Annotated in this window: 18 protein-coding genes; 11 read left to right on the top strand and 7 right to left on the bottom strand. The window is 58.6% G+C overall.

Annotated elements, in window-relative coordinates:
* The first annotated feature begins 41 nt into the window (after window positions 1–41).
* Window positions 42–1,079: a selenide, water dikinase SelD gene (gene selD / locus G3M63_RS13750; RefSeq protein ID WP_163983504.1), complete on the top strand. Its 1,038-nt coding sequence runs from the start codon at window positions 42–44 to the stop codon at window positions 1,077–1,079.
* Complete coding sequence (gene mnmH, locus G3M63_RS13755) at window positions 1,079–2,188, top strand: tRNA 2-selenouridine(34) synthase MnmH (protein WP_163983505.1); 1,110 nt, start codon at window positions 1,079–1,081, stop codon at window positions 2,186–2,188. Before selD ends, mnmH begins: the two co-directional genes overlap by 1 nt.
* A 12-nt stretch (window positions 2,189–2,200) precedes the next feature.
* On the opposite strand, the gene G3M63_RS13760 is transcribed toward mnmH, so the two are convergent.
* Window positions 2,201–2,773 (bottom strand): Smr/MutS family protein, encoded by a 573-nt coding sequence (locus G3M63_RS13760; protein ID WP_163983506.1) that lies wholly within the window; start codon window positions 2,771–2,773, stop codon window positions 2,201–2,203.
* Window positions 2,774–2,902: 129 nt separating this feature from the next.
* Here G3M63_RS13760 and prmB point away from each other — a divergent pair, with 129 nt between their 5' ends.
* The gene (gene prmB / locus G3M63_RS13765; RefSeq protein WP_163983507.1) at window positions 2,903–3,814 is read left to right on the top strand and encodes a 50S ribosomal protein L3 N(5)-glutamine methyltransferase; all 912 of its coding nucleotides are present in this window, start codon (window positions 2,903–2,905) and stop codon (window positions 3,812–3,814) included.
* Window positions 3,815–3,818: 4 nt separating this feature from the next.
* Here prmB and G3M63_RS13770 read toward each other — a convergent pair whose 3' ends face one another.
* Both G3M63_RS13770 and G3M63_RS13775 read right to left on the bottom strand, forming a co-directional pair.
* A complete protein-coding gene (locus G3M63_RS13770; protein ID WP_163983508.1) occupies window positions 3,819–4,589 on the bottom strand; it encodes a hypothetical protein in 771 nt (256 codons plus the stop codon).
* Window positions 4,590–4,648: 59 nt separating this feature from the next.
* Window positions 4,649–5,416, bottom strand: coding sequence for a sulfite exporter TauE/SafE family protein (locus G3M63_RS13775; protein ID WP_163983509.1), 768 nt, complete (start codon window positions 5,414–5,416; stop codon window positions 4,649–4,651).
* 172 nt (window positions 5,417–5,588) lie between these two features.
* Here G3M63_RS13775 and aroC point away from each other — a divergent pair, with 172 nt between their 5' ends.
* From aroC to G3M63_RS13800, 5 genes are all read left to right on the top strand, one after another.
* A complete protein-coding gene (aroC, locus tag G3M63_RS13780) occupies window positions 5,589–6,680 on the top strand; it encodes a chorismate synthase (protein WP_163983510.1) in 1,092 nt (363 codons plus the stop codon).
* A gap of 82 nt (window positions 6,681–6,762) precedes the next feature.
* Window positions 6,763–7,938 carry an MFS transporter gene (locus G3M63_RS13785; RefSeq protein ID WP_163983511.1) on the top strand — a complete coding sequence of 392 codons (1,176 nt, stop codon included), beginning with the start codon at window positions 6,763–6,765 and terminating at the stop codon, window positions 7,936–7,938.
* Window positions 7,939–7,962: 24 nt separating this feature from the next.
* Complete coding sequence (locus tag G3M63_RS13790; RefSeq protein WP_163983512.1) at window positions 7,963–8,490, top strand: hypothetical protein; 528 nt, start codon at window positions 7,963–7,965, stop codon at window positions 8,488–8,490.
* Window positions 8,491–8,601: 111 nt separating this feature from the next.
* The gene (locus G3M63_RS13795) at window positions 8,602–8,793 is read left to right on the top strand and encodes a PLDc N-terminal domain-containing protein (protein WP_150301181.1); all 192 of its coding nucleotides are present in this window, start codon (window positions 8,602–8,604) and stop codon (window positions 8,791–8,793) included.
* A complete protein-coding gene (locus G3M63_RS13800) occupies window positions 8,794–9,555 on the top strand; it encodes an SDR family oxidoreductase (protein ID WP_163983513.1) in 762 nt (253 codons plus the stop codon).
* Window positions 9,556–9,665: 110 nt separating this feature from the next.
* Here G3M63_RS13800 and G3M63_RS13805 read toward each other — a convergent pair whose 3' ends face one another.
* Window positions 9,666–10,439, bottom strand: coding sequence for a ferredoxin--NADP reductase (locus G3M63_RS13805; protein ID WP_150301183.1), 774 nt, complete (start codon window positions 10,437–10,439; stop codon window positions 9,666–9,668).
* Between the two features lie 101 nt (window positions 10,440–10,540).
* Between G3M63_RS13805 and G3M63_RS13810 the strand changes: the two genes are divergently transcribed.
* On the top strand, window positions 10,541–11,431 hold the full coding sequence (locus G3M63_RS13810) for a LysR family transcriptional regulator (RefSeq protein WP_163983514.1): 891 nt from the start codon (window positions 10,541–10,543) through the stop codon (window positions 11,429–11,431).
* Window positions 11,432–11,480: 49 nt separating this feature from the next.
* Here the strand turns inward: G3M63_RS13810 and G3M63_RS13815 are convergent, their stop codons facing one another.
* The 3 genes from G3M63_RS13815 to G3M63_RS13825 form a co-directional block, all read right to left on the bottom strand.
* Window positions 11,481–12,017, bottom strand: coding sequence for a glycine zipper 2TM domain-containing protein (locus tag G3M63_RS13815; protein ID WP_163983515.1), 537 nt, complete (start codon window positions 12,015–12,017; stop codon window positions 11,481–11,483).
* A 123-nt stretch (window positions 12,018–12,140) separates the two neighbouring features.
* A complete protein-coding gene (locus G3M63_RS13820; RefSeq protein WP_163983516.1) occupies window positions 12,141–15,059 on the bottom strand; it encodes an EAL domain-containing protein in 2,919 nt (972 codons plus the stop codon).
* Between the two features lie 62 nt (window positions 15,060–15,121).
* Window positions 15,122–16,018, bottom strand: coding sequence for a LysR family transcriptional regulator (locus G3M63_RS13825; protein WP_150301187.1), 897 nt, complete (start codon window positions 16,016–16,018; stop codon window positions 15,122–15,124).
* A 141-nt stretch (window positions 16,019–16,159) separates the two neighbouring features.
* Here G3M63_RS13825 and leuC point away from each other — a divergent pair, with 141 nt between their 5' ends.
* Window positions 16,160–17,593 (top strand): 3-isopropylmalate dehydratase large subunit, encoded by a 1,434-nt coding sequence (gene leuC / locus G3M63_RS13830; protein ID WP_150301188.1) that lies wholly within the window; start codon window positions 16,160–16,162, stop codon window positions 17,591–17,593.
* The gene (leuD, locus tag G3M63_RS13835; protein ID WP_150301189.1) at window positions 17,590–18,237 is read left to right on the top strand and encodes a 3-isopropylmalate dehydratase small subunit; all 648 of its coding nucleotides are present in this window, start codon (window positions 17,590–17,592) and stop codon (window positions 18,235–18,237) included. The genes leuC and leuD overlap by 4 nt, the downstream gene beginning before the upstream one ends.
* Window positions 18,238–18,249 lie beyond the last annotated feature (12 nt).

Raw genomic sequence — 18,249 nt, forward strand, 5'->3', positions numbered from 1 at the left:
GCCTGATAGAATGCCGCTCTTGAATTGGCAGGAGAGACGGCATGAAAACTTCAGTTCGCTTGACCGAATACAGCCATGGCGCCGGCTGTGGATGCAAAATTTCTCCACAGGTGCTGGACGAGATCCTCTCGGTCGGGCAACCCGGTCCGGCGTTCCCGCAACTGTGGGTCGGTAATTCCAGTCGGGATGATGCCGCTGTTTTCGGCATAGATGACGAACGCGGTATTGTCAGCACCACCGACTTCTTCATGCCCATTGTTGACGATCCATACGATTTCGGCCGCATAGCCGCGACCAATGCCATCAGTGATATCTATGCCATGGGCGGCACGCCCCTGATGGCAATCGCCATTCTTGGCTGGCCGGTGAATGTGCTGCCCGCAGCCGTAGCGGGCGAGGTTCTGGCTGGCGCTCGTGCAGTCTGCACAGAGGCAGGCATGCCGTTGGCAGGCGGGCACTCAATCGACGCGCCGGAGCCCATCTTTGGTCTGGCGGTGACTGGCCAGGTCACCCGCAACCAGCTCAAGCGCAATGATACTGCGCGTGCTGGCGCAAAGTTATACCTGACCAAACCCCTGGGTATCGGCATTCTGACCACCGCAGAGAAACAGAAAAAGCTGCGCGACGAGGACGCCGGTGTGGCGCGTGATCTGATGTGCCGACTCAATCGTATCGGCGCGCAGTTCGCAACGCTGGGAGGCGTACAGGCGATGACGGACGTCACCGGTTTCGGTCTGCTCGGTCATCTGGTGGAAATGGCCGAAGGGTCAGGGGTCAAGGCGCGCGTCGAATACGCGCGCGTGCCGCGCCTGGCCAGCGTCGATTATTACCTCTCGGCTGGCTGCGTTCCGGGCGGCACCGGGCGCAACTTTGACAGTTACGGCCACAAGGTCGCCGATATGCCGCAGGCCTGGCGCAACCTGTTATGTGATCCGCAGACCAGCGGCGGTTTGCTGGTTGCTGTCGATCCGGCGGCCGAGGCATCGTTTGTCGCGCTCGCCGAGTCAGAGGGCCTGCAGCTTGAGCCGATTGGCGAATGCGTTGTCGCTGATGGCAGCCCCTGCGTCGAGGTCGTTTGATGCGCGCTGACACGCAGGATTTTTCGCGCCTTTTTCTCGACGACGTGCCGTTGCTGGATGTGCGTGCGCCAGTCGAGTGTGCCAAGGGTGCCTTCCCGGGCGTGGTGAATCTGCCGCTGATGCTCGATAGCGAGCGCGAGCAGGTGGGCATCTGTTACAAGCAGAAGGGCCAGCAGGCTGCCATCGAACTGGGCCACAAGCTGGTCAACAGCGACGTCAAGGCGCAGCGGGTCGAAGCCTGGAAAGCCTTCGCCGAAGCGCACCCTGAAGGCTATATCTATTGTTTCCGGGGTGGTTTGCGTTCGCAAATCGTCCAGCAGTGGCTGGCGGAGGCGGGCGTGGAATATCCGCGTGTTGCCGGCGGCTACAAGGCGTTACGGCGTTTCCTGATCGATACACTGGACGAGGCGATTCGTGAGTGCTCCCTCAAGCTGGTAGCCGGTTTGACCGGCACAGGTAAAACCGAAGTGATCGCAGCGCTGGAGTCCAGCCTGGATCTGGAAGGCCATGCCCATCATCGGGGCTCGAGCTTCGGTCGACGCGCTACGCCTCAACCGGGACAGATTGATTTCGAGAATCGTCTGGCCATCGAGGTGCTCAAGGTCCGCGCAAGAGGTCACCAATCACTGGTCCTGGAAGACGAGGGCCGCATGGTCGGTAGTTGCACGGTGCCGATCGAGTTGTTCCGCGCCATGCAGGAGGCGCCGCTGATCTGGCTGGAAGAGAGCTTCGAAAACCGTGTTGAGCGAATCCTGCAGGACTATGTGACGGATATGCATGCTGAATATGCACTGTTGTATCCCGACCAGCCTGAGGCCGCCTTCGCTGCGTTCTCGGAGTTTTTGCTGGGTAGCCTGCTGCGTATTCGCAAGCGTTTGGGTAGCGAGCGCTTTCAATCTCTTGAAGCGATGATGCGTCACGCGCTGGACATTCAGCAGCATGAAGGGAATGTGCATGCCCACCGTGACTGGATTGCCGGGCTGCTGACGCATTATTACGATCCGATGTATGCCTACCAGCGGGCTGGGAAAGAGCAGCGGGTCGTATTCAGTGGCGACAAGCAAGCGGTCATCGAATACCTGGCTGAGCGGTCAACCAGCGAGGCGTGAACCGTTAGCCGGTTATTCGTCCCGTCCTTCCAGCATTGTTCGTTTGAGCAGGACGTAAACCGAGCCGGTGCCGCCATGGCGTGGAATGCATGAGGTAAAACCCAACACCTTCGGGTGTTGGCGCAGCCAGGTGTTTACGTGGCTTTTGAGGATGGGTTTGCGTCCGTCCTTGCGCATGGCTTTGCCGTGAGTCACGCGTACACAGCGGATCTCCAGCCGGTTAGCCTCGGCAAGAAATTCCCACAGAATCTCGCGCGCCTTCTCCACGGTCATGCCATGCAGATCGATGGTGCCATCGAAGGGTATCTGGCCGGTTTTCAGTTTGCGCAGCTGGCTTTCCTGAACACCGTTGGACGCCCAGGACAGCTCTTCTTCGGGTTGCACATCCATCACGAACTGATCCGACAGCCCATCCACCTTGATGCGGTTGTCCGGCCGTACGGCACCCTGACGCAAGGTCCTGAGCCTGGCGTGATCAGTGCGCGGCTTGCCGGTATCGGCCTGGTCGACCTTGATCGGTTTCACTCCCCGGATCGCCTGCCTGAACAGGTCAAGATCATCGGTCTCGTTGGAATCGTGGGTCATGGTTGTCACACATAATTGGCAGACACGCATTGTACCAGCCCCTGTGACTTATGCCTCGGACGAGAAAACCGGCGCCACGAATTTGCCGCGCCTGCTAGAATGGCGGCTCTGATTCAAGGACGCTTTGCCATGACTGAACTTGCCGCGCTGACCACAATCAAGGATCTCGTTCGCTGGGGCGTGAGTCGTTTTCACGAAGCCGGCCTGTGGTTCGGACATGGCACGGATAACGCGTGGGACGAGTCGCGCCTGTTGGTGTTGAGCGGGTTGTCACTGGCCTGGGAAACGCCGCCGGAGTACATGGATTGCCGGGTTACCGAGAGCGAGCGCGCGGCTGTGGTCGCGTTGTTGCAACAGCGGATAGACCAGCGTATCCCTGCGGCCTATCTGACCGGGCATGCTCGCTTCGCCGGCCTCGATTTCATTGTCGATGAAAGAGTGCTGGTGCCACGCTCGCCGATTGCCGAGTTGATTGCCAATCGTTTCGAGCCCTGGCTGGAGCGCGATCCTGTACGGATTCTGGATCTATGTAGCGGTAGCGGCTGCATCGGTATTGCCTGCGCCTACGCGTTCCCCCAGGCCGAGGTGGTGCTGGCGGATCTGTCCACCGACGCGTTGGCTGTGGCGGAAGAAAACATCGAAGCGCATCAGGTTCAGGATCGGGTTGAGGCGCGCTGGTCGGACGGTCTCGACGGCATGCCGGGCGAACGCTTTGATTTGATCGTGAGCAATCCGCCCTACGTGGATGCGCAGGATATGGATGGGCTGCCGGATGAGTATCAACATGAGCCGGAGATTGGTCTGGCTTGCGGTGAAGACGGCCTGGATCTGGTCCGGCGTATCCTTGCAGAAGCCGCCGATCATCTTACCGATGATGGCGTTCTGGTGATCGAAGTGGGCAACAGCATGGTGCACGTCATGGCCGAGTGGCCTGAAGTCGATTTCGAGTGGGTACCGTTCAAGCACGGCGGGCACGGCGTGTTCGTACTGAGCGCGGCGCAGTGCCGGGATCATCAGGAGTTGTTTCAGGCCTCGCTGTAGCCACTCAGCGCAGCACCACCCATAGCAGCAATATGGCCTGGAAAATGGAAAACACGATCAGACAGCCGATTGCGAAGCGGTGCCCGATATCGTTGCGTTTATAGCTTTCCAGTGACGCCTGCAACGTGTTGAGCTGACGTTGCTGCTGCAGCTGGGCCGCTTCCTGCTCGCGAAGTTGATGCAGGAGCTCTCCGGGCTCGATGGGTTGTACGCGCTCGGTGTTCCAGCTTCCGATCAGATGCTGCAGATGGCTGGTCTGGGCGCGGCCCCGGGCAGGGGAGTCCGGGTTGAAGCTGATATCGAATCCGGCGCGCTTGAGCAGCTTCCTGCGTACTTCCTGCAATTCCTCGCTCAGGCCCTGGTCATCAAAAATCAGCGGCGTGACCACATACTCCGGCACATTGCGCTGGCACCAATCGATTAGCTGGGCGAGCAAATACCCGGCTATGCCGCGCCGAGCTGGAGCGATGCGCACGCCACTGGGCCCAAAGCGCACCCGTTGACGATTGTGGTCGACCAATACTTCAAGCCGGTTGCCATCTTCCTGCAGCGGTTCGCCATCCAGCCGGACCTGCAGGCGATAGAGTTCAAGGTTGCCGATGCGCTCGTGGGTGGTCGCTACCTGGGCGAGTGTCTCCGGCTGAATGGTCTTGCGCAGCACCGATACCGGCCTGAGCAATATCCAGTGAAAGTCGGTTGGCCGGGCGCGGGCAAAGGGATCCCGTGGCGACCTGGGTTCCGTTGCGTTGATGGTCGGTAGGTCCGCGCTGCTCATGAGTGATGTCCGGTAGAGTTCACAGGCTTATCGGCAGCGCGGAGGTAAACTTGACCTGATTACCAGTTGCTCAGCGCATTCCAGATCAATCGGATCGCGAGGAGCGTCAGGAGCAGATTGAAATACAGGCCGAAGCGTTGATCGCTGAGGTTTTTCAGTAGCGTCAGTCCCAGCCAGGTGCCGATAGCGCCGGCCCCGATCATGATCAGTATCAGCCCCAGCCATTCCATGAATATGAAACCTGCGGCGCCGTAAACCAGTGCCTTCGGTGCATGCTGTAATGTCATTGCAGCGGCAAAGGTTGCGACGGTGGCAAAGCGGTCACCCTGTTGCTGCTGTTTGACAAAGGCGGCCACCAGCGGCCCGGTAGCACCGACAAACAGGCTGACGAAGGTGGTCAGCGTGGCTGCGATCAGGATGCCGACCGGTCCGGTGGCGATCTTCGGGATCTGCGGGCCCCAGCAGAGGAGCAGAATGAAACCCGCAATACACAGCTGGACCAGGGCCAGCGGCAAATCCACCAGAAACTGGCTGCCAAGCCAGGCTCCCAGAAGCACTCCGGGGAAAAACCAGGCGATCACCGAGAGTCTGATATGACGGGCAGTCATCAGGGCACGGTTGAAATTGGAGCCCAGTTGCACCATCCCGTGAACCGGAATGATTGCCGCGGGCGGCATGACCAGTGCCATGATAGCGAGCAGCGCAACGCCGCCGCCGATACCCAGTGACGCGGTTATCGCCGAGGTGATGCCCGCAGCGATGACCAGCATGCTGGCCAGTGCCGGAGTAAGCCCAGCCGGTAGAATGAGTTCAAGGACCGTTTCCATCGGAACGCCCGTCGCTGCGAAAACGGAAGCTTAGGGTGTGTGCGCCTGTTGCCGCAACTCAAGATCGCACCCCATGGGCAGGGCTAGACAGGCGCCGGGCCAACAGGCTGTCACCCTCCTGCACGGAACGCTATACTGCTGGCCCTTCAATCATCGACTTCGGGTTGCGCGCATGTCCGGAAATACCATAGGCACACTGTTCACTGTCACCACCGCCGGCGAGAGCCATGGCGCAGCCTTGATGGCCATTGTGGACGGGTGCCCTCCGGGCATGGAACTGAGCACGGCTGATCTGCAGCATGAACTGGATCGTCGCAAACCGGGCACCAGCCGGCATACAACCCAGCGTCAGGAGGCAGACGAAGTCGAGATCGTTTCCGGCGTGTTCGAAGGGCGCACCACGGGATGTCCGATCGGGTTGCTGATTCGCAACACCGATCAGAAGTCCAAGGATTACTCGGCAATCAAGGACCTGTTCCGGCCGGCCCACGCCGACTATACCTACCATCACAAGTACGGCATTCGCGATTACCGCGGAGGCGGCCGCTCGTCTGCACGTGAAACCGCCATGCGCGTGGCTGCGGGCGCTATCGCGAAGAAATACCTGGCAACTCAGGGCATCACCGTGCGCGGATATATGAGCCAGTTGGGTCCGATCGAAATCCCCTTCGAGACCTGGGAGTCGGTGGATCAGAACGCCTTTTTCTGTCCGGACCCGGGCAAGGTGGCTGAGCTGGAAGTCTATATGGACCAGCTGCGCAGGGATCAGGATTCTGTCGGTGCGAAGATTACCGTGGTCGCCGAGGGCGTTCCGCCAGGCCTGGGCGAGCCGGTCTTTGACCGCCTGGATGCTGAGCTGGCCTACGCACTGATGAATATCAATGCGGTGAAGGGCGTCGAAATTGGTGCCGGCTTTGCCTCGGTCGCCCAGCGCGGGACTGAACATCGGGATGAAATGACCCCCGCCGGGTTCAGGAGCAACCATGCGGGCGGCGTACTGGGCGGTATTTCCTCGGGCCAGCCGATCGTCGCAAGCCTGGCGCTAAAGCCTACATCCAGCATCACGACTCCCGGCCAATCCATTGATATCAATGGTAATCCTGTCGAGGTTATTACCAAGGGGCGGCATGATCCCTGTGTCGGCATCCGTGCCACACCGATCGCCGAGGCGATGGTTGCTATCGTGTTGCTCGACCATCTGCTGCGTCACCGCGGGCAGAATGCAGAGGTGCAGGTGGCTACGCCCGTGCTCGGTCAGTTGTAATCTTCCGGTTGACTGCTGCGGCCTGTCTGGCTGGTGTTGGCGCCAGCGCAGGCGGGGCTGATCCGAATATCCTGTCAGGGTCATGATCGTGCCGTACTGGCGACTATCGGGTTTTTACTTCGCTTATTTCGCGCTGCTCGGCGGCATAGCGCCATTTCTGTCGCTGTATTTCCATCACCTGGGTTTTTCCGCCGCACGCATCGGTGAGCTTGTCGCCATCCCCATGTTGATGCGTTGCCTGGCGCCCAGTCTGTGGGGCTGGTTGGGTGATGTGAGCGGGCGGCGCCTGCTGATTGTTCGCTGTGGTGCGCTGGCTACTGCGCTGAGTTTCACCGGGATATTCCTGCGGCAGGATTATCTGTGGCTGGCGTTGATCATGGCTTTGCACAGCTTCTTCTGGCACGCAGTGCTGCCGCAATTCGAGGCAATCACACTGGCACATCTGGGAGATCAGTCGGCTCGCTACAGTCAGGTAAGGCTGTGGGGATCGGTGGGCTTTATCGCCACCGTGGTTGGCCTGGGTTGGCTGTTACAGGCGTTCGATCTGGATGTATACCCGGTCGTCATGCTCGCTATCATGTCGGCGATTTTTCTGTGTAGCCTGCTGGTTCCGGCGCCCCCATCACGCCTCGTGAAGGAGGGCGGCCAGCTGGCGACGGGGTTCATCAGGCAGTTGCTCCGCCCGGGTGTGCCGGCATTCTTTGTCTGTGTTGCACTCATGCAACTGTCACATGGGCCTTACTACACCTTTCTCACGCTGCACCTGGAAGCGCTCGGTTATACGCGCAGCGCGATTGGCGTGATGTGGGCGTTCGGCGTGCTGGCCGAGATTCTGCTGTTTGCCCTGATGACCCGGATCCTGGCTTTTTGCAGTTTAAAGCAGATGCTGGTGGTCAGCTTTGCGCTGGCTGCGCTGCGTTGGCTGTTGTTGGGCGGGCTGGCTGATCACCTGGCAGTATTGCTGTTCGCGCAGTTGCTGCACGCTGCCACGTTCGGCAGCTTTCATGTCGCAGCGATCCATTTCGTCCAGCAGAGTTTCAGCGAGAGGATGCAGGGACAAGGGCAAGCTTTGTATGCGACGCTTGCCGGGGTAGGCGGCGCGCTCGGTGCGCTATATTCGGGCTACAGCTGGACCAGCATTGGGCCGTTCTGGACCTTTGCCATCGCCAGTTTTGCTGCACTGCTCGCTGCGCTGGTGCTGCAGTGGCGTCTGCCCGGTCGAGCCGATATGGCAACTGAAAACGATCGGGTCCATTAATCGAATAATCAGAGGCGGATGGCCATGACTTTCCTGGCGGTGTATCACCACGAGAACCTGTTGAACCCGATCAAACTGCTGACGCACCGCGACGATATAACCGCCACGCTGGAAGCGGTCTCCGTCAGCTACGAGAACCTTGATATCTCCGCTGCATTCACTGGCGTCGAAAATGACTCGCGGATTCTGGGCAGCCTCGAAGCGCAGTTCGAGGACTACCCGCACAGAAAAGTTATCCGGCTGCCGGCGATACCCCGTTACGCAACGCCGCCATCCGACGCTGGCGAGCCCGAGCAACGCTGCGTTGACGCAGGATTGCGGCTGTTTGTTCAAGGCCGGGGCGTATTCTGCCTGCATCAGGCGGACCACCTGTACGCGCTGGGGTGTGAGGCGGGAGACCTGGTCTCGGTTCCGGCGGGTGTGACCCATTGGTTCCGTCAGAGCACTGGTCCCGAGTGCGTTGTGGTTCGCCTTGCACATAGCACTGACGGGCTCCAGTGCGTCGTCTGCGATGAACGCCTGGCCAGGGGAATCGAGTTGCCGGAATTCTGAGATCCGATAGGCCGTGGCCGTATTGGATTATCGCTGCGTTGCCTATTGCGCAAGCGAAGCTGTGATGATGGTCTAGACTGGAGAAGAACTTCTCAAAACAAGGGCTTAGCGATGGAAAATTTAGGCGGCGGTCTAATTGGTTTGGTGATACTCGTTCTGAGTATCTGGGCCATCATCAAAATTGTACAGAGCGGTGCGAGTACGCTCGCCAAGGTACTTTGGGTATTGTTCATTCTGATCGTGCCGGTGATCGGCCTGATCGTCTGGTTCTTTGCCGGCCCACGCGGTGGGACGACTCCATAAATGATTCCGTTGGATGGTAGGGTGGCGCTGGTTACCGGCGCTGCTCGAGGTATCGGCTATGGCGTGGCTACCCGTCTGTTACGGGACGGGTGGTCGGTAGTGCTGGCTGATATCGACGAAGCTGGCGGCCAGGAGGCCGCCGAAGAGCTGGCGCGACTGGGCACGGTCGAGTTTGTCACCCTGGATGTTGCAGATGAAGCCAGTGTGATTGCCTGCATGGAGCGCGTCGAGGAAGACTTCGGGCAGCTTGATGGCCTGGTGAACAATGCCGGCATCGCCGATCCGGATAATGGTCCGCTGGAACAGTTGAGTCTGGACAGCTGGAATCGCTTGATCGGCACCAATCTGACCGGCGCTTTCCTGCTTTCCAAGCATGCAGTCGGATTGTTGCGCCGGCGGGGCGGTGCCATCGTCAACATGGCTTCAACCCGCGCCGTACAGTCCGAGGCACAGACAGAGGCCTACGCGGCGAGCAAGGGCGGGCTGATAGCACTGACGCATGCCATGGCGGTAAGCCTCGGGCCTGAAATCAGGGTGAATGCGGTCAGTCCGGGATGGATCGACACGCGACCGCCGGTTCAGCAAGCCAGTGATCCGCTGAGGGTGGTGGATCATGAGCAACATGCCGCGGGCAGAGTAGGGCAGCCAGCAGATGTTGCGGCGCTGGTTGCCTTCCTCCTGGGGCCGGATGCCGGCTTCATTACCGGACAGAATTACCTGATTGATGGCGGCATGACCCGACAGATGTTTTACGTCGAGTAACGCCTGATTCTGTCAGGTCTTTTGGAAGGATTCTGTCAGGTCTTTTGGAAGAATAACGCCGGCCTCGTCTGAAGCCGGCGATCCACGAGTTGGCGCGCTGCCAACCCGGCCTATTTTTCTACGAACGCCCGTTCAATCACGTAGTGCCCCTGATCGCCATGCCGCGCTTCCTTGAAGCCCTGCGCATCAAGGATCTGGCAGGTGTCCTTGAGCATGTTCGGACTGCCGCACAGCATGAACCGGTCGTTCTCCAGATCGATGGGCGGCAGCCCGATATCATCGAACAGTTTTCCGCTGTTCATCAGATCGGTAAGTCGGCCCTGGTTGCGGAATGGCTCGCGGGTGACAGTGGGATAATAGATCAGCTTGTCGCGCACCATATCGCCGAAGTATTCATGGTTCGGCAGATCCTGGCCGATCAGATCCTGATATGCCAGTTCACGAACGTACCGGCAACCGTGCACCAGAATCACCTTGTCATATTGCTCATAGGTTTCCGGATCCTGGACGATGCTGATAAAAGGTGCCAGGCCGGTACCGGTGCTGAGCAGGTACAGATTCCGGCCCGGGATCAGATGGTCGAGCACCAGTGTGCCGGTAGGCTTGCGGCTCAGCATGATCTGGTCGCCTTCCCTGATATTCTGCAACCGCGACGTCAGCGGACCATCCGGCACCTTGATGCTGAAAAACTCCAGAGTGTCTTCGTAGTTCGGGCTGGCGATACTGTAGGCGCGCATCAACGGACGACCCTCGACTTCCAGACCGATCATGATGAAATGACCGTTCTTGAAGCGAAACCCCGGATCGCGGGTGGTCTTGAAGCTGAACAGGTTGTCTGTCCAGTGGTGTACGCTGAGAACGCGTTCGGTGTTGAATCCCGCCATTTTCAAATGCTCCTTAGCCCGTCTGATGGCGTGAATACTACGCTCTGGTAGTATATCGGTTAAGCGACTTGTATCTCTTTAGCTAAACGGAAATACCGATAATGAAATTTACCCTGCGCCAGTTAGAGGTCTTTCTTGCTGCGTCCTTTTACGAGAACCTGACGCGTGCCGCGGAGAGCCTGTCCATGTCGCAATCCGCTGCCAGCAGCGCCCTGCGGGATCTGGAAAAGCAGTTCGGTGTACAGCTGTTTGACCGGGTCGGCAAGCGGCTGCAGCTGAACGAACTGGGTAACACCGTGCGGCCCAAGGCTCGCGCCCTGATTGATCAGGCGCAGAGCCTTGAGTTGGCATTGGCGAACCATGCTGATGTCGGAGATCTCAAGGTGGGCGCAACCCTGAGTATCGGCAATTACCTGGCGGTAGAAATCATGGCGCGCTACATGGTCGAACAACCCGGTGCGCGGGTTGAGCTTGAGGTCGCCAACACCGCAACGATCGTGCGCAAAATCGCCAACTTCGAGCTCGACATCGGTTTGATCGAAGGCGAAACACACCATCCCGAGCTGGAAATGAAGCACTGGCGCGATGATGAGCTGGTGGTTTTCTGCGCACCGGATCACCCCTGGGCCGGTAAGCCATGGCTGACGGACGAGGAGCTGGTGGAAGCCGAATGGGTAGTGCGCGAGCAGGGTTCGGGCACGCGACAGCATTTCGAATGGGCCTTGCACGGGTTGCTGCCGAGGCTGCAATTCAAGCTCGAGCTGCAGCATACCGAGGCAATCAAGCGTGCGGTGGAAGCGGGGCTCGGCATCGGTTGCCTGTCAGCCATTACCCTGGTCGAAGCCTTCAAACGCGGCAGTCTGGTGCCCCTGCCAGTGCCGCAGCGAGACTTCAAGCGCAGCTTCTATTTCGTGCTTCAGCGCAACAAGTTCCGCAGCGCCGGTATAGAACGCTGGCTGGAAATGTGCAGAGAAGCCGAGGCGCAGGCATAAACGAAAAGACCGGGCGCAAGCCCGGTCTTTTCTGCAACATGAAAGCGGTTTAGAGCGTATCGAGATTCAGCTTGCCATCAGTCAATGCGATCTGCTTGCCGGGGTGCTCGTTCATGCGAACGCTGCCCTGTTCCTCACCGATGCGGTAATCCACCTGGTAGCCAACCACTTTGGTAGTAGTGTCGTAAACTGTTTCACAGCGGTTTTCGATAGTGGTGTAGGTGCTGTTCGCCTGCAGTTTTTCCTGTGTCTTGTTGCCGGCGTAGCCGCCTGCCGCAGCGCCCGCCACAGTGGCGATCTTCTTGCCGCTGCCGCCGCCAACCTGATTGCCCAGTACGCCGCCGACGACAGCCCCGGCAACTGAACCGATAATCTGGTGCTGATCCTTGACCGGCTTCTGGCGGGTAACTGCCACGTCCTGGCACACCTGCCGTGAAGTGCGCTCGTCTTCCTTGATCTCCGCCACGCTGACGACGTCTGCGTGAGTGGGCGTCTTGGGTGCCAGTGCGTTATATCCGGCGATAGCGCCGCCCGCAGTGGCTACGATGGCGCCTATGACAATTCCTGACAGCATTGATTTATTCATGGGTAACGCTTCCTTATTTCCGGATTCCGGCACGGCCGGCGATTATGCCGGGCCTCGGACATCATCCCATAGGAAATGGTTCAATAATCTTATATTTGGCGCCGATGTGAAGTGGGGCGCGAATCAGCTCTGCCGTGCGCTCTGCTGTGCGACACGGAATACTTCGAGCATATGCACAAGCCTGTCGGCATCCACTGCAGGACAAAATAAGGCTCCCTGAAAGTAATCGCAGGGGAGGTGGTCGAATACGGCGAGTTGCTCGCGGGTTTCAACACCTTCTATCACAACCTCCAGATCCAGGCTGTGAGCTATGCCGATAATGGCGCGCACTACGGCAGCGTCGTGAGGGCTGGCTGCGCAGTCCTGAACAAATGACTGATTGATCTTGAGCACGTCGACGGGGAGGCGCTTGAGGTAATTGAGCGATGAGTAGCCAGTGCCCAGGTTGTTCAGGGAGAGTAGTACGCCCTGTTGATGCAGTACGGTCATCCTCGACAGAGTTCCGCTCATGTCCTGAATGACTGCACTTTCCGGTACGCCGAGCTTGAGGCAGCGCGCAGGGATGCCGCTGGCATACAGTGCATGATTGAGATGTGGGATGAAATCGGCGTGATGAAATTGCCTGGGGCTGACGTTAACGCTGACACGGAACTGTGTGGGCTCGGCCAGGCCCGATGCCAATAGTTGTGCTGTCAGTTGGCAGGCCTGTTCGAGCTGCCAGTGCCCGGTCTCAATGAGTATGTCGCTTTGCTCCAGCGCGTCTTCGAACGCTCCGGACGCAAGCAACCCCCGGACCGGATGATCCCAGTACAGGAAGGCTTCGACGCCGATAACGCGCTGTCTGGAGACATCGAATTGGGGCTGATAGCGGATCCGCATCTGGCCACACTGAAGCGCCTGTGCTAATTCCGTCTCAATTTCCAGGCGCTCGACGGCCTGGGTCTGCATGGCTTCCTCGAAAAAAGCAATGCCGTTGCGGCCGCTCTCTTTTACTCGGTACAGCGCAATGTCGGCGCGCTTTAGCAGCTCCTCAGGATTGTCGCCATGATCCGGAATGAGTGCGATGCCGACGCTTGTGCTGAGTTGCAGACTGTGACCATCGATGTCCATTGGTTCAGCCAGCACATTCAACAGCTTCACTGCACTCTGGTTGATCTGCTCCACAAAGGACTGCTCATTTTCTTCGAGCCCGCTGATGAGAACCACAAACTCGTCGCCGCCCAGCCGGGCGACGGTGTCTTCCTTGCGCACTACCGAGAGCATGCGCCGCGTCACTTCGCACAGCACCGCGTCGCCGAACGCATGTCCCAGCGTATCGTTGATCTGTTTGAAGCGGTCAAGGTCAAAGAACAGCAGTGCGCCCTTTAGCCTGTGACGGTTATACAGCGCGATGTTCTGTACGAGCCGGTCACTGAGCAGCAATCGGTTGGGCAGATCCGTCAGGGCGTCGTGATAGGCGAGGTGTCGGACCCGTTCTTCGATGTACTTCTGTTCGGTGATGTCCCGGGCGGTGGTCAGCAGGCAGTCGGTGCCGTTAATGTCGAGCGTTTCGACAGATATCAGCACGATACGAATCTGGTCGTATTTGTCACGCAGGCGTAATTCACGCTGGCGTATCCGGCCGCAGCGTTTCAGCTCAGCCAGGATTGCAGCACGCTCTCCAGGTTCGGCCCACAACTCAAGCTCTGCGCTGGTACGGCCGATGGCTTCGGCCGGTGTGAAGCCGGTAAGACGGGTGAAGCCTTCATTGACCTCCAGGTGTCGGCCCGAGCGCTTCTCGGTAATACTGATTGAGTCGGGACTGGCGCGGAAGGCGCGGGAGAATTTGTTTTCGGAGGCGCGCAGGGCGCTTTCCGCTGCCTTGCGCGCAGTAATATCTTTGAGGCTTACGAGCGTGCATTGCTGACGGTTGATGGTAAACAGCGCGCTGGAAAGTTCGCAGGTATGTGTCCGGCCATTCACATGGCGTACGTCGATCTCATCTACATGCACGGCTTTGCCTGCCAGCAAACCGGCAATGGTGAGCTGGGAATCATTCGACGGGTTTATCAGCCTTGTTTCTGTCAATGGCGTGCCGATCACGTCTTGCAGGCGGTATCCGAAAGTACGGATAAATGCACGATTCAGCTCAATAATCACGCCGCTGTCGGTATACATCAGCAGGTATGGCTCGGGCGCGCCCTGGAACAGCTCGGAAAACTTTCGTTGGCTCTCCGCCAATGCCTGCTCACTTCGACGTCGTTCAGTGATATCCAGCAGCGTGCCGGTCAGGCGCAATGGCTTGTCTTCAACGTCCCGGTCCAGGCGTGCGGTCGCTTCGAGCCACTTCAAGCTGCCATCCGGTTGGCTGATACGATAGGTCAGTCGGTGGCGGCGTCGGCGACCGCGGCAGATCGCAATGAAGGCACGGCGCATGGCGCGCTGATCTTCCTTGAGCGCCACGGTCATAAAGGTTTGTATTAGTCCTTTCCAGGCGTTCGGCGAGCAACGGTGAAGTACGGCCGACCGCGCCGAGGCATTCAGCAAGCCGCTCTGGATGTCCAGCTCCCATATCCCCATTTGTGAGGCATCCAACGCAAGAGCAAGGCTATCCTGATCGGGGAGGGTTGTGTCCACAGCATCGAGGGGCGATGGGCGGTGACTGCCTCGTGGGCTTGCAAGTGGCTGAAACAGATATAAACGGTGGGGCCCGTTGGCAAGGGATACACGTTCGATGCTGAGGCTACAGCTGAGCATTCTGCCGTCACGGCAGCGAAGCGATGTTTCAAGCGTTATTGGATACTCTCCGGCGGCAAATCGTGCAAGCCATTGCTTGCGCCCGGCGGCATTGGGCCAAAGCGGAAATCTCCCGTCCTGCTGACCCTGCAGCGCCTGCGATTTCCAACCAAACAGTTGGTCGAATGCGCTATTCGAATCGAGAATCTGGTCGGACTGATCACCCACCAACAGGCCTGCGGTGGGCATGCGGTGGAAAAGAATGCCGAAAGCATCATCCTGATATTGCCCGGTGTCAGCTACGTGGGCCCCTGACACATACTCCATGGAAGGTTCCTGCGGCGGTAGGTAAGTCGGTCTGTTCTGAAAATAGCTGGTTGGCTAACGGGCTACAAGGCCAGTGGTCTGTAAACTTGCGCTGGGTGCGTTTTGAGCATGTCGATCATGGCGCGCCCTGCGTTTGACATGGTTTTGCCGCTATGCCAGATGCACCCCAGCTGTCTGACCAGGTGAGTGTCCGGAACGGTCAGGCTGCGCACCTGCTCATCCAGCATGGTGCGCGGTAATACGCTCCACGCCAGGCCGATGGAAACCATCATTTTTATCGTTTCAAGATAATTGGTACTCATGCTGATTTGTGGCGTAATGCCATGCCGCTCGAACGCCTGGCTGACGATACGGTGGGTAAAGGTATTCAGCCCCGGAAATACGGCCGGGTAGCTGGCCAATTGTTCCAGCGTGATGTGTCGTTCAATGGCAAGTGGATGATCTGGGGCTACGACAAATTCCAGCACGTCGTTCCAGATGTTCTCTGCAATGATCGGCGACTCAACCCTTGGCGCGAGGGTAATCACCGCCAGTTCGACTTCGCCATGCATGACTCGGTCGTGTGCGACCTCGGAATCCAGAAAATGAATATCCAGCGCGACCTCGGGATAACGCTTGGTATACTGCCGGAGCACCGGCGGCAGCCGATGAAGCCCTATATGGTGACTGGTGGCGAGCGATAAACGGCCTTGCACAGTGGACGACAGGTTGCTGAGAGCCCGCTGCGTGTCACCCAGCACGCCAAGGATGTCCTCTGCGCGGGGTTTCAGCACACGGCCTGCCTCCGTCAGGGTTATATGTCGACCGATTCGGTCGAACAGCCGAGCGCCGAGCTGGGTCTCGAGGGCTGCGATTCTCTTGCTTATCGCCGGCTGGGTGAGATGCAGTGATTCGGCCGCCCGCGAAAAGGATCCGCTGGCCGCAACCGCCAGAAAAGCAGACAGATTCGCAGTGTCCATAGGTATTCCAGTTGGTAATCCAAACCATGAATATAATGAATTTGTTTTATTGGTTGCCAGCTTTTAGTATTCGCCATGATTAGCAACGCAGGTTCTGCATGACGGCGTCCGACCGTCCTCGGCCTGATTCAGGAGATCAGCATGTCCGCCAAGACGCTTTACGACAAGCTTTGGGATAACCATCTGGTTAAACAGCGGGACGATGGTTCCGCACTGCTTTATATCGATCGCCACCTGTTGCACGAGGTGACCTCGCCGCAGGCTTTTGAAGGGTTGCGGTTGGCTGGTCGCAAGCCCTGGCGCATTGATGCGAACCTGGCGACGCCAGACCATAACGTGCCGACTACCAATCGGTCGGCGGGGGTAGCGGGTATCGACGATCAGGTCTCCAAGCTGCAGGTCACCACCCTGGACGACAACTGTCTGGACTTCGGCATCATGGAATTCCAGATGACTGATCGCCGTCAGGGCATTGTGCACGTGGTCGGTCCGGAGCAGGGGGCTACATTGCCGGGTATGACCATCGTCTGTGGTGATTCGCATACCGCAACGCATGGCGCTTTTGCGGCCCTGGCGCATGGCATCGGCACCTCCGAAGTCGAGCACGTGCTGGCCACCCAGTGCCTTGTCGCCAAGAAAATGAAGAACATGCTGGTCAACGTTGAGGGCAAGTTGGGCTTTGGCGTGACGGCCAAGGACATTGTCCTGGCCGTCATCGGCAAGATCGGTACCGCCGGTGGTAACGGGCACGCAATTGAATTTGCCGGTTCCGCGATTCGGGATCTGTCGATCGAAGGGCGCATGACCATATGCAATATGGCTATCGAGGCGGGTGCGCGGGTTGGTCTGGTTGCCTGCGACGAGAAGACCATCGATTACGTCAAGGGTCGTCCCTACGCGCCCAAGGGTGAGGACTGGGAGCGGTCAGTTGCAGCGTGGCAGGATCTGGTCTCGGATGCCGAGGCTGAGTTCGACACAGTTGTTGAACTGGACGCGACGCAGATTCAGCCCCAGGTGTCCTGGGGTACGTCTCCGGAAATGGTCGTTGCCATCCACGACAAGGTGCCGGATCCGACACAGGAAGCGGACGCCGTCAAGCGCAGCGGTTATGAACGCGCGCTGCAGTATATGGGGCTCGCGGCCAACCAGCCGATCAGCTCCATCAAGCTTGATCGGGTATTCATCGGTTCCTGTACCAACTCGCGTATCGAAGATCTGCGCGCCGCAGCGGCTGTCGCGAAGGGCCGCCACGTTTCGCCAATGATCAAGCAGGCGATGGTGGTGCCGGGCTCCGGACTGGTCAAGGAGCAGGCCGAAAACGAGGGTCTGGACAAGATCTTTCTGGCCGCGGGTTTTGAATGGCGCGATCCGGGTTGTTCCATGTGTCTGGCAATGAACCCTGACCGCCTGCAGGCGGGCGAGCATTGCGCTTCAACGTCCAATCGCAACTTCGAGGGTCGTCAGGGCAACGGGGGGCGCACGCACCTGGTCAGCCCGGCAATGGCAGCTGCGGCCGCCATCGCTGGTCATTTTGTCGACGTCCGGGAAATGCTCAAGCAGGAGGTAAGCGCATGAAGCCTTTTACACAGCACACCGGCCTGGTTGCACCGCTTGACCGCGCCAATGTCGATACGGATCTGATCATTCCGAAGCAGTTCCTGAAGTCGATCAAGCGTACCGGATTCGGTCAGAACCTGTTCGACGAACTGCGTTACCTTGACGAAGGTTTCCCGGGTCAGGACTCGACTAACCGCCCGCTGAACCCTGACTTCGTGCTCAATCAGCCCCGGTATCAGGGGGCAAGTGTGCTGCTGGCGCGCAAGAATTTTGGTTGCGGCTCCAGTCGCGAGCATGCGCCATGGGCGTTGGAAGAGTACGGTTTTCGCGCCATCCTTGCGCCGAGTTTTGCCGATATCTTTTATAACAACAGCTTTAAGAACGGGTTGTTACCCATTGTTTTAAAAGAAAAAGATGTTGACGACCTGTTTCGGCAGGCAGAGACGGAAGAGGGCTATCAGCTGACCATTGATCTCGACGCACAAACCGTCACCCGGCCCGACGGTGTCAGCTATTCCTTCGAGATTGACGAGTTTCGCAAGCATTGCCTGCTTAATGGTCTGGATGATATCGGCCTGACTCTTCAGGATGCCGATGCCATCCGGAACTTTGAAGAGCAGCACAAACAGGCCAATCCGTGGCTGTTTGGTGCGATCAAGTAGCTCAACGTAGGT

This window comes from Pseudomonas sp. OIL-1 (assembly GCF_010669185.1).
In the GTDB taxonomy this organism is placed as follows: Bacteria; Pseudomonadota; Gammaproteobacteria; order Pseudomonadales; family Pseudomonadaceae; genus Halopseudomonas; species Halopseudomonas profundi.

Excerpts from the sequence above, each read along its gene's own strand:
- selD (WP_163983504.1), top strand. The coding sequence starts at position 42 with ATGAAAACTTCAGTTCGCTTGACCGAATACAGCCATGGCGCCGGCTGT.
- mnmH (WP_163983505.1), top strand. The coding sequence starts at position 1,079 with ATGCGCGCTGACACGCAGGATTTTTCGCGCCTTTTTCTCGACGACGTG.
- G3M63_RS13760 (WP_163983506.1), bottom strand. The coding sequence starts at position 2,773 with ATGACCCACGATTCCAACGAGACCGATGATCTTGACCTGTTCAGGCAG.
- prmB (WP_163983507.1), top strand. The coding sequence starts at position 2,903 with ATGACTGAACTTGCCGCGCTGACCACAATCAAGGATCTCGTTCGCTGG.
- G3M63_RS13770 (WP_163983508.1), bottom strand. The coding sequence starts at position 4,589 with ATGAGCAGCGCGGACCTACCGACCATCAACGCAACGGAACCCAGGTCG.
- G3M63_RS13775 (WP_163983509.1), bottom strand. The coding sequence starts at position 5,416 with ATGGAAACGGTCCTTGAACTCATTCTACCGGCTGGGCTTACTCCGGCA.
- aroC (WP_163983510.1), top strand. The coding sequence starts at position 5,589 with ATGTCCGGAAATACCATAGGCACACTGTTCACTGTCACCACCGCCGGC.
- G3M63_RS13785 (WP_163983511.1), top strand. The coding sequence starts at position 6,763 with ATGATCGTGCCGTACTGGCGACTATCGGGTTTTTACTTCGCTTATTTC.
- G3M63_RS13790 (WP_163983512.1), top strand. The coding sequence starts at position 7,963 with ATGACTTTCCTGGCGGTGTATCACCACGAGAACCTGTTGAACCCGATC.
- G3M63_RS13795 (WP_150301181.1), top strand. The coding sequence starts at position 8,602 with ATGGAAAATTTAGGCGGCGGTCTAATTGGTTTGGTGATACTCGTTCTG.
- G3M63_RS13800 (WP_163983513.1), top strand. The coding sequence starts at position 8,794 with ATGATTCCGTTGGATGGTAGGGTGGCGCTGGTTACCGGCGCTGCTCGA.
- G3M63_RS13805 (WP_150301183.1), bottom strand. The coding sequence starts at position 10,439 with ATGGCGGGATTCAACACCGAACGCGTTCTCAGCGTACACCACTGGACA.
- G3M63_RS13810 (WP_163983514.1), top strand. The coding sequence starts at position 10,541 with ATGAAATTTACCCTGCGCCAGTTAGAGGTCTTTCTTGCTGCGTCCTTT.
- G3M63_RS13815 (WP_163983515.1), bottom strand. The coding sequence starts at position 12,017 with ATGAATAAATCAATGCTGTCAGGAATTGTCATAGGCGCCATCGTAGCC.
- G3M63_RS13820 (WP_163983516.1), bottom strand. The coding sequence starts at position 15,059 with ATGGAGTATGTGTCAGGGGCCCACGTAGCTGACACCGGGCAATATCAG.
- G3M63_RS13825 (WP_150301187.1), bottom strand. The coding sequence starts at position 16,018 with ATGGACACTGCGAATCTGTCTGCTTTTCTGGCGGTTGCGGCCAGCGGA.
- leuC (WP_150301188.1), top strand. The coding sequence starts at position 16,160 with ATGTCCGCCAAGACGCTTTACGACAAGCTTTGGGATAACCATCTGGTT.
- leuD (WP_150301189.1), top strand. The coding sequence starts at position 17,590 with ATGAAGCCTTTTACACAGCACACCGGCCTGGTTGCACCGCTTGACCGC.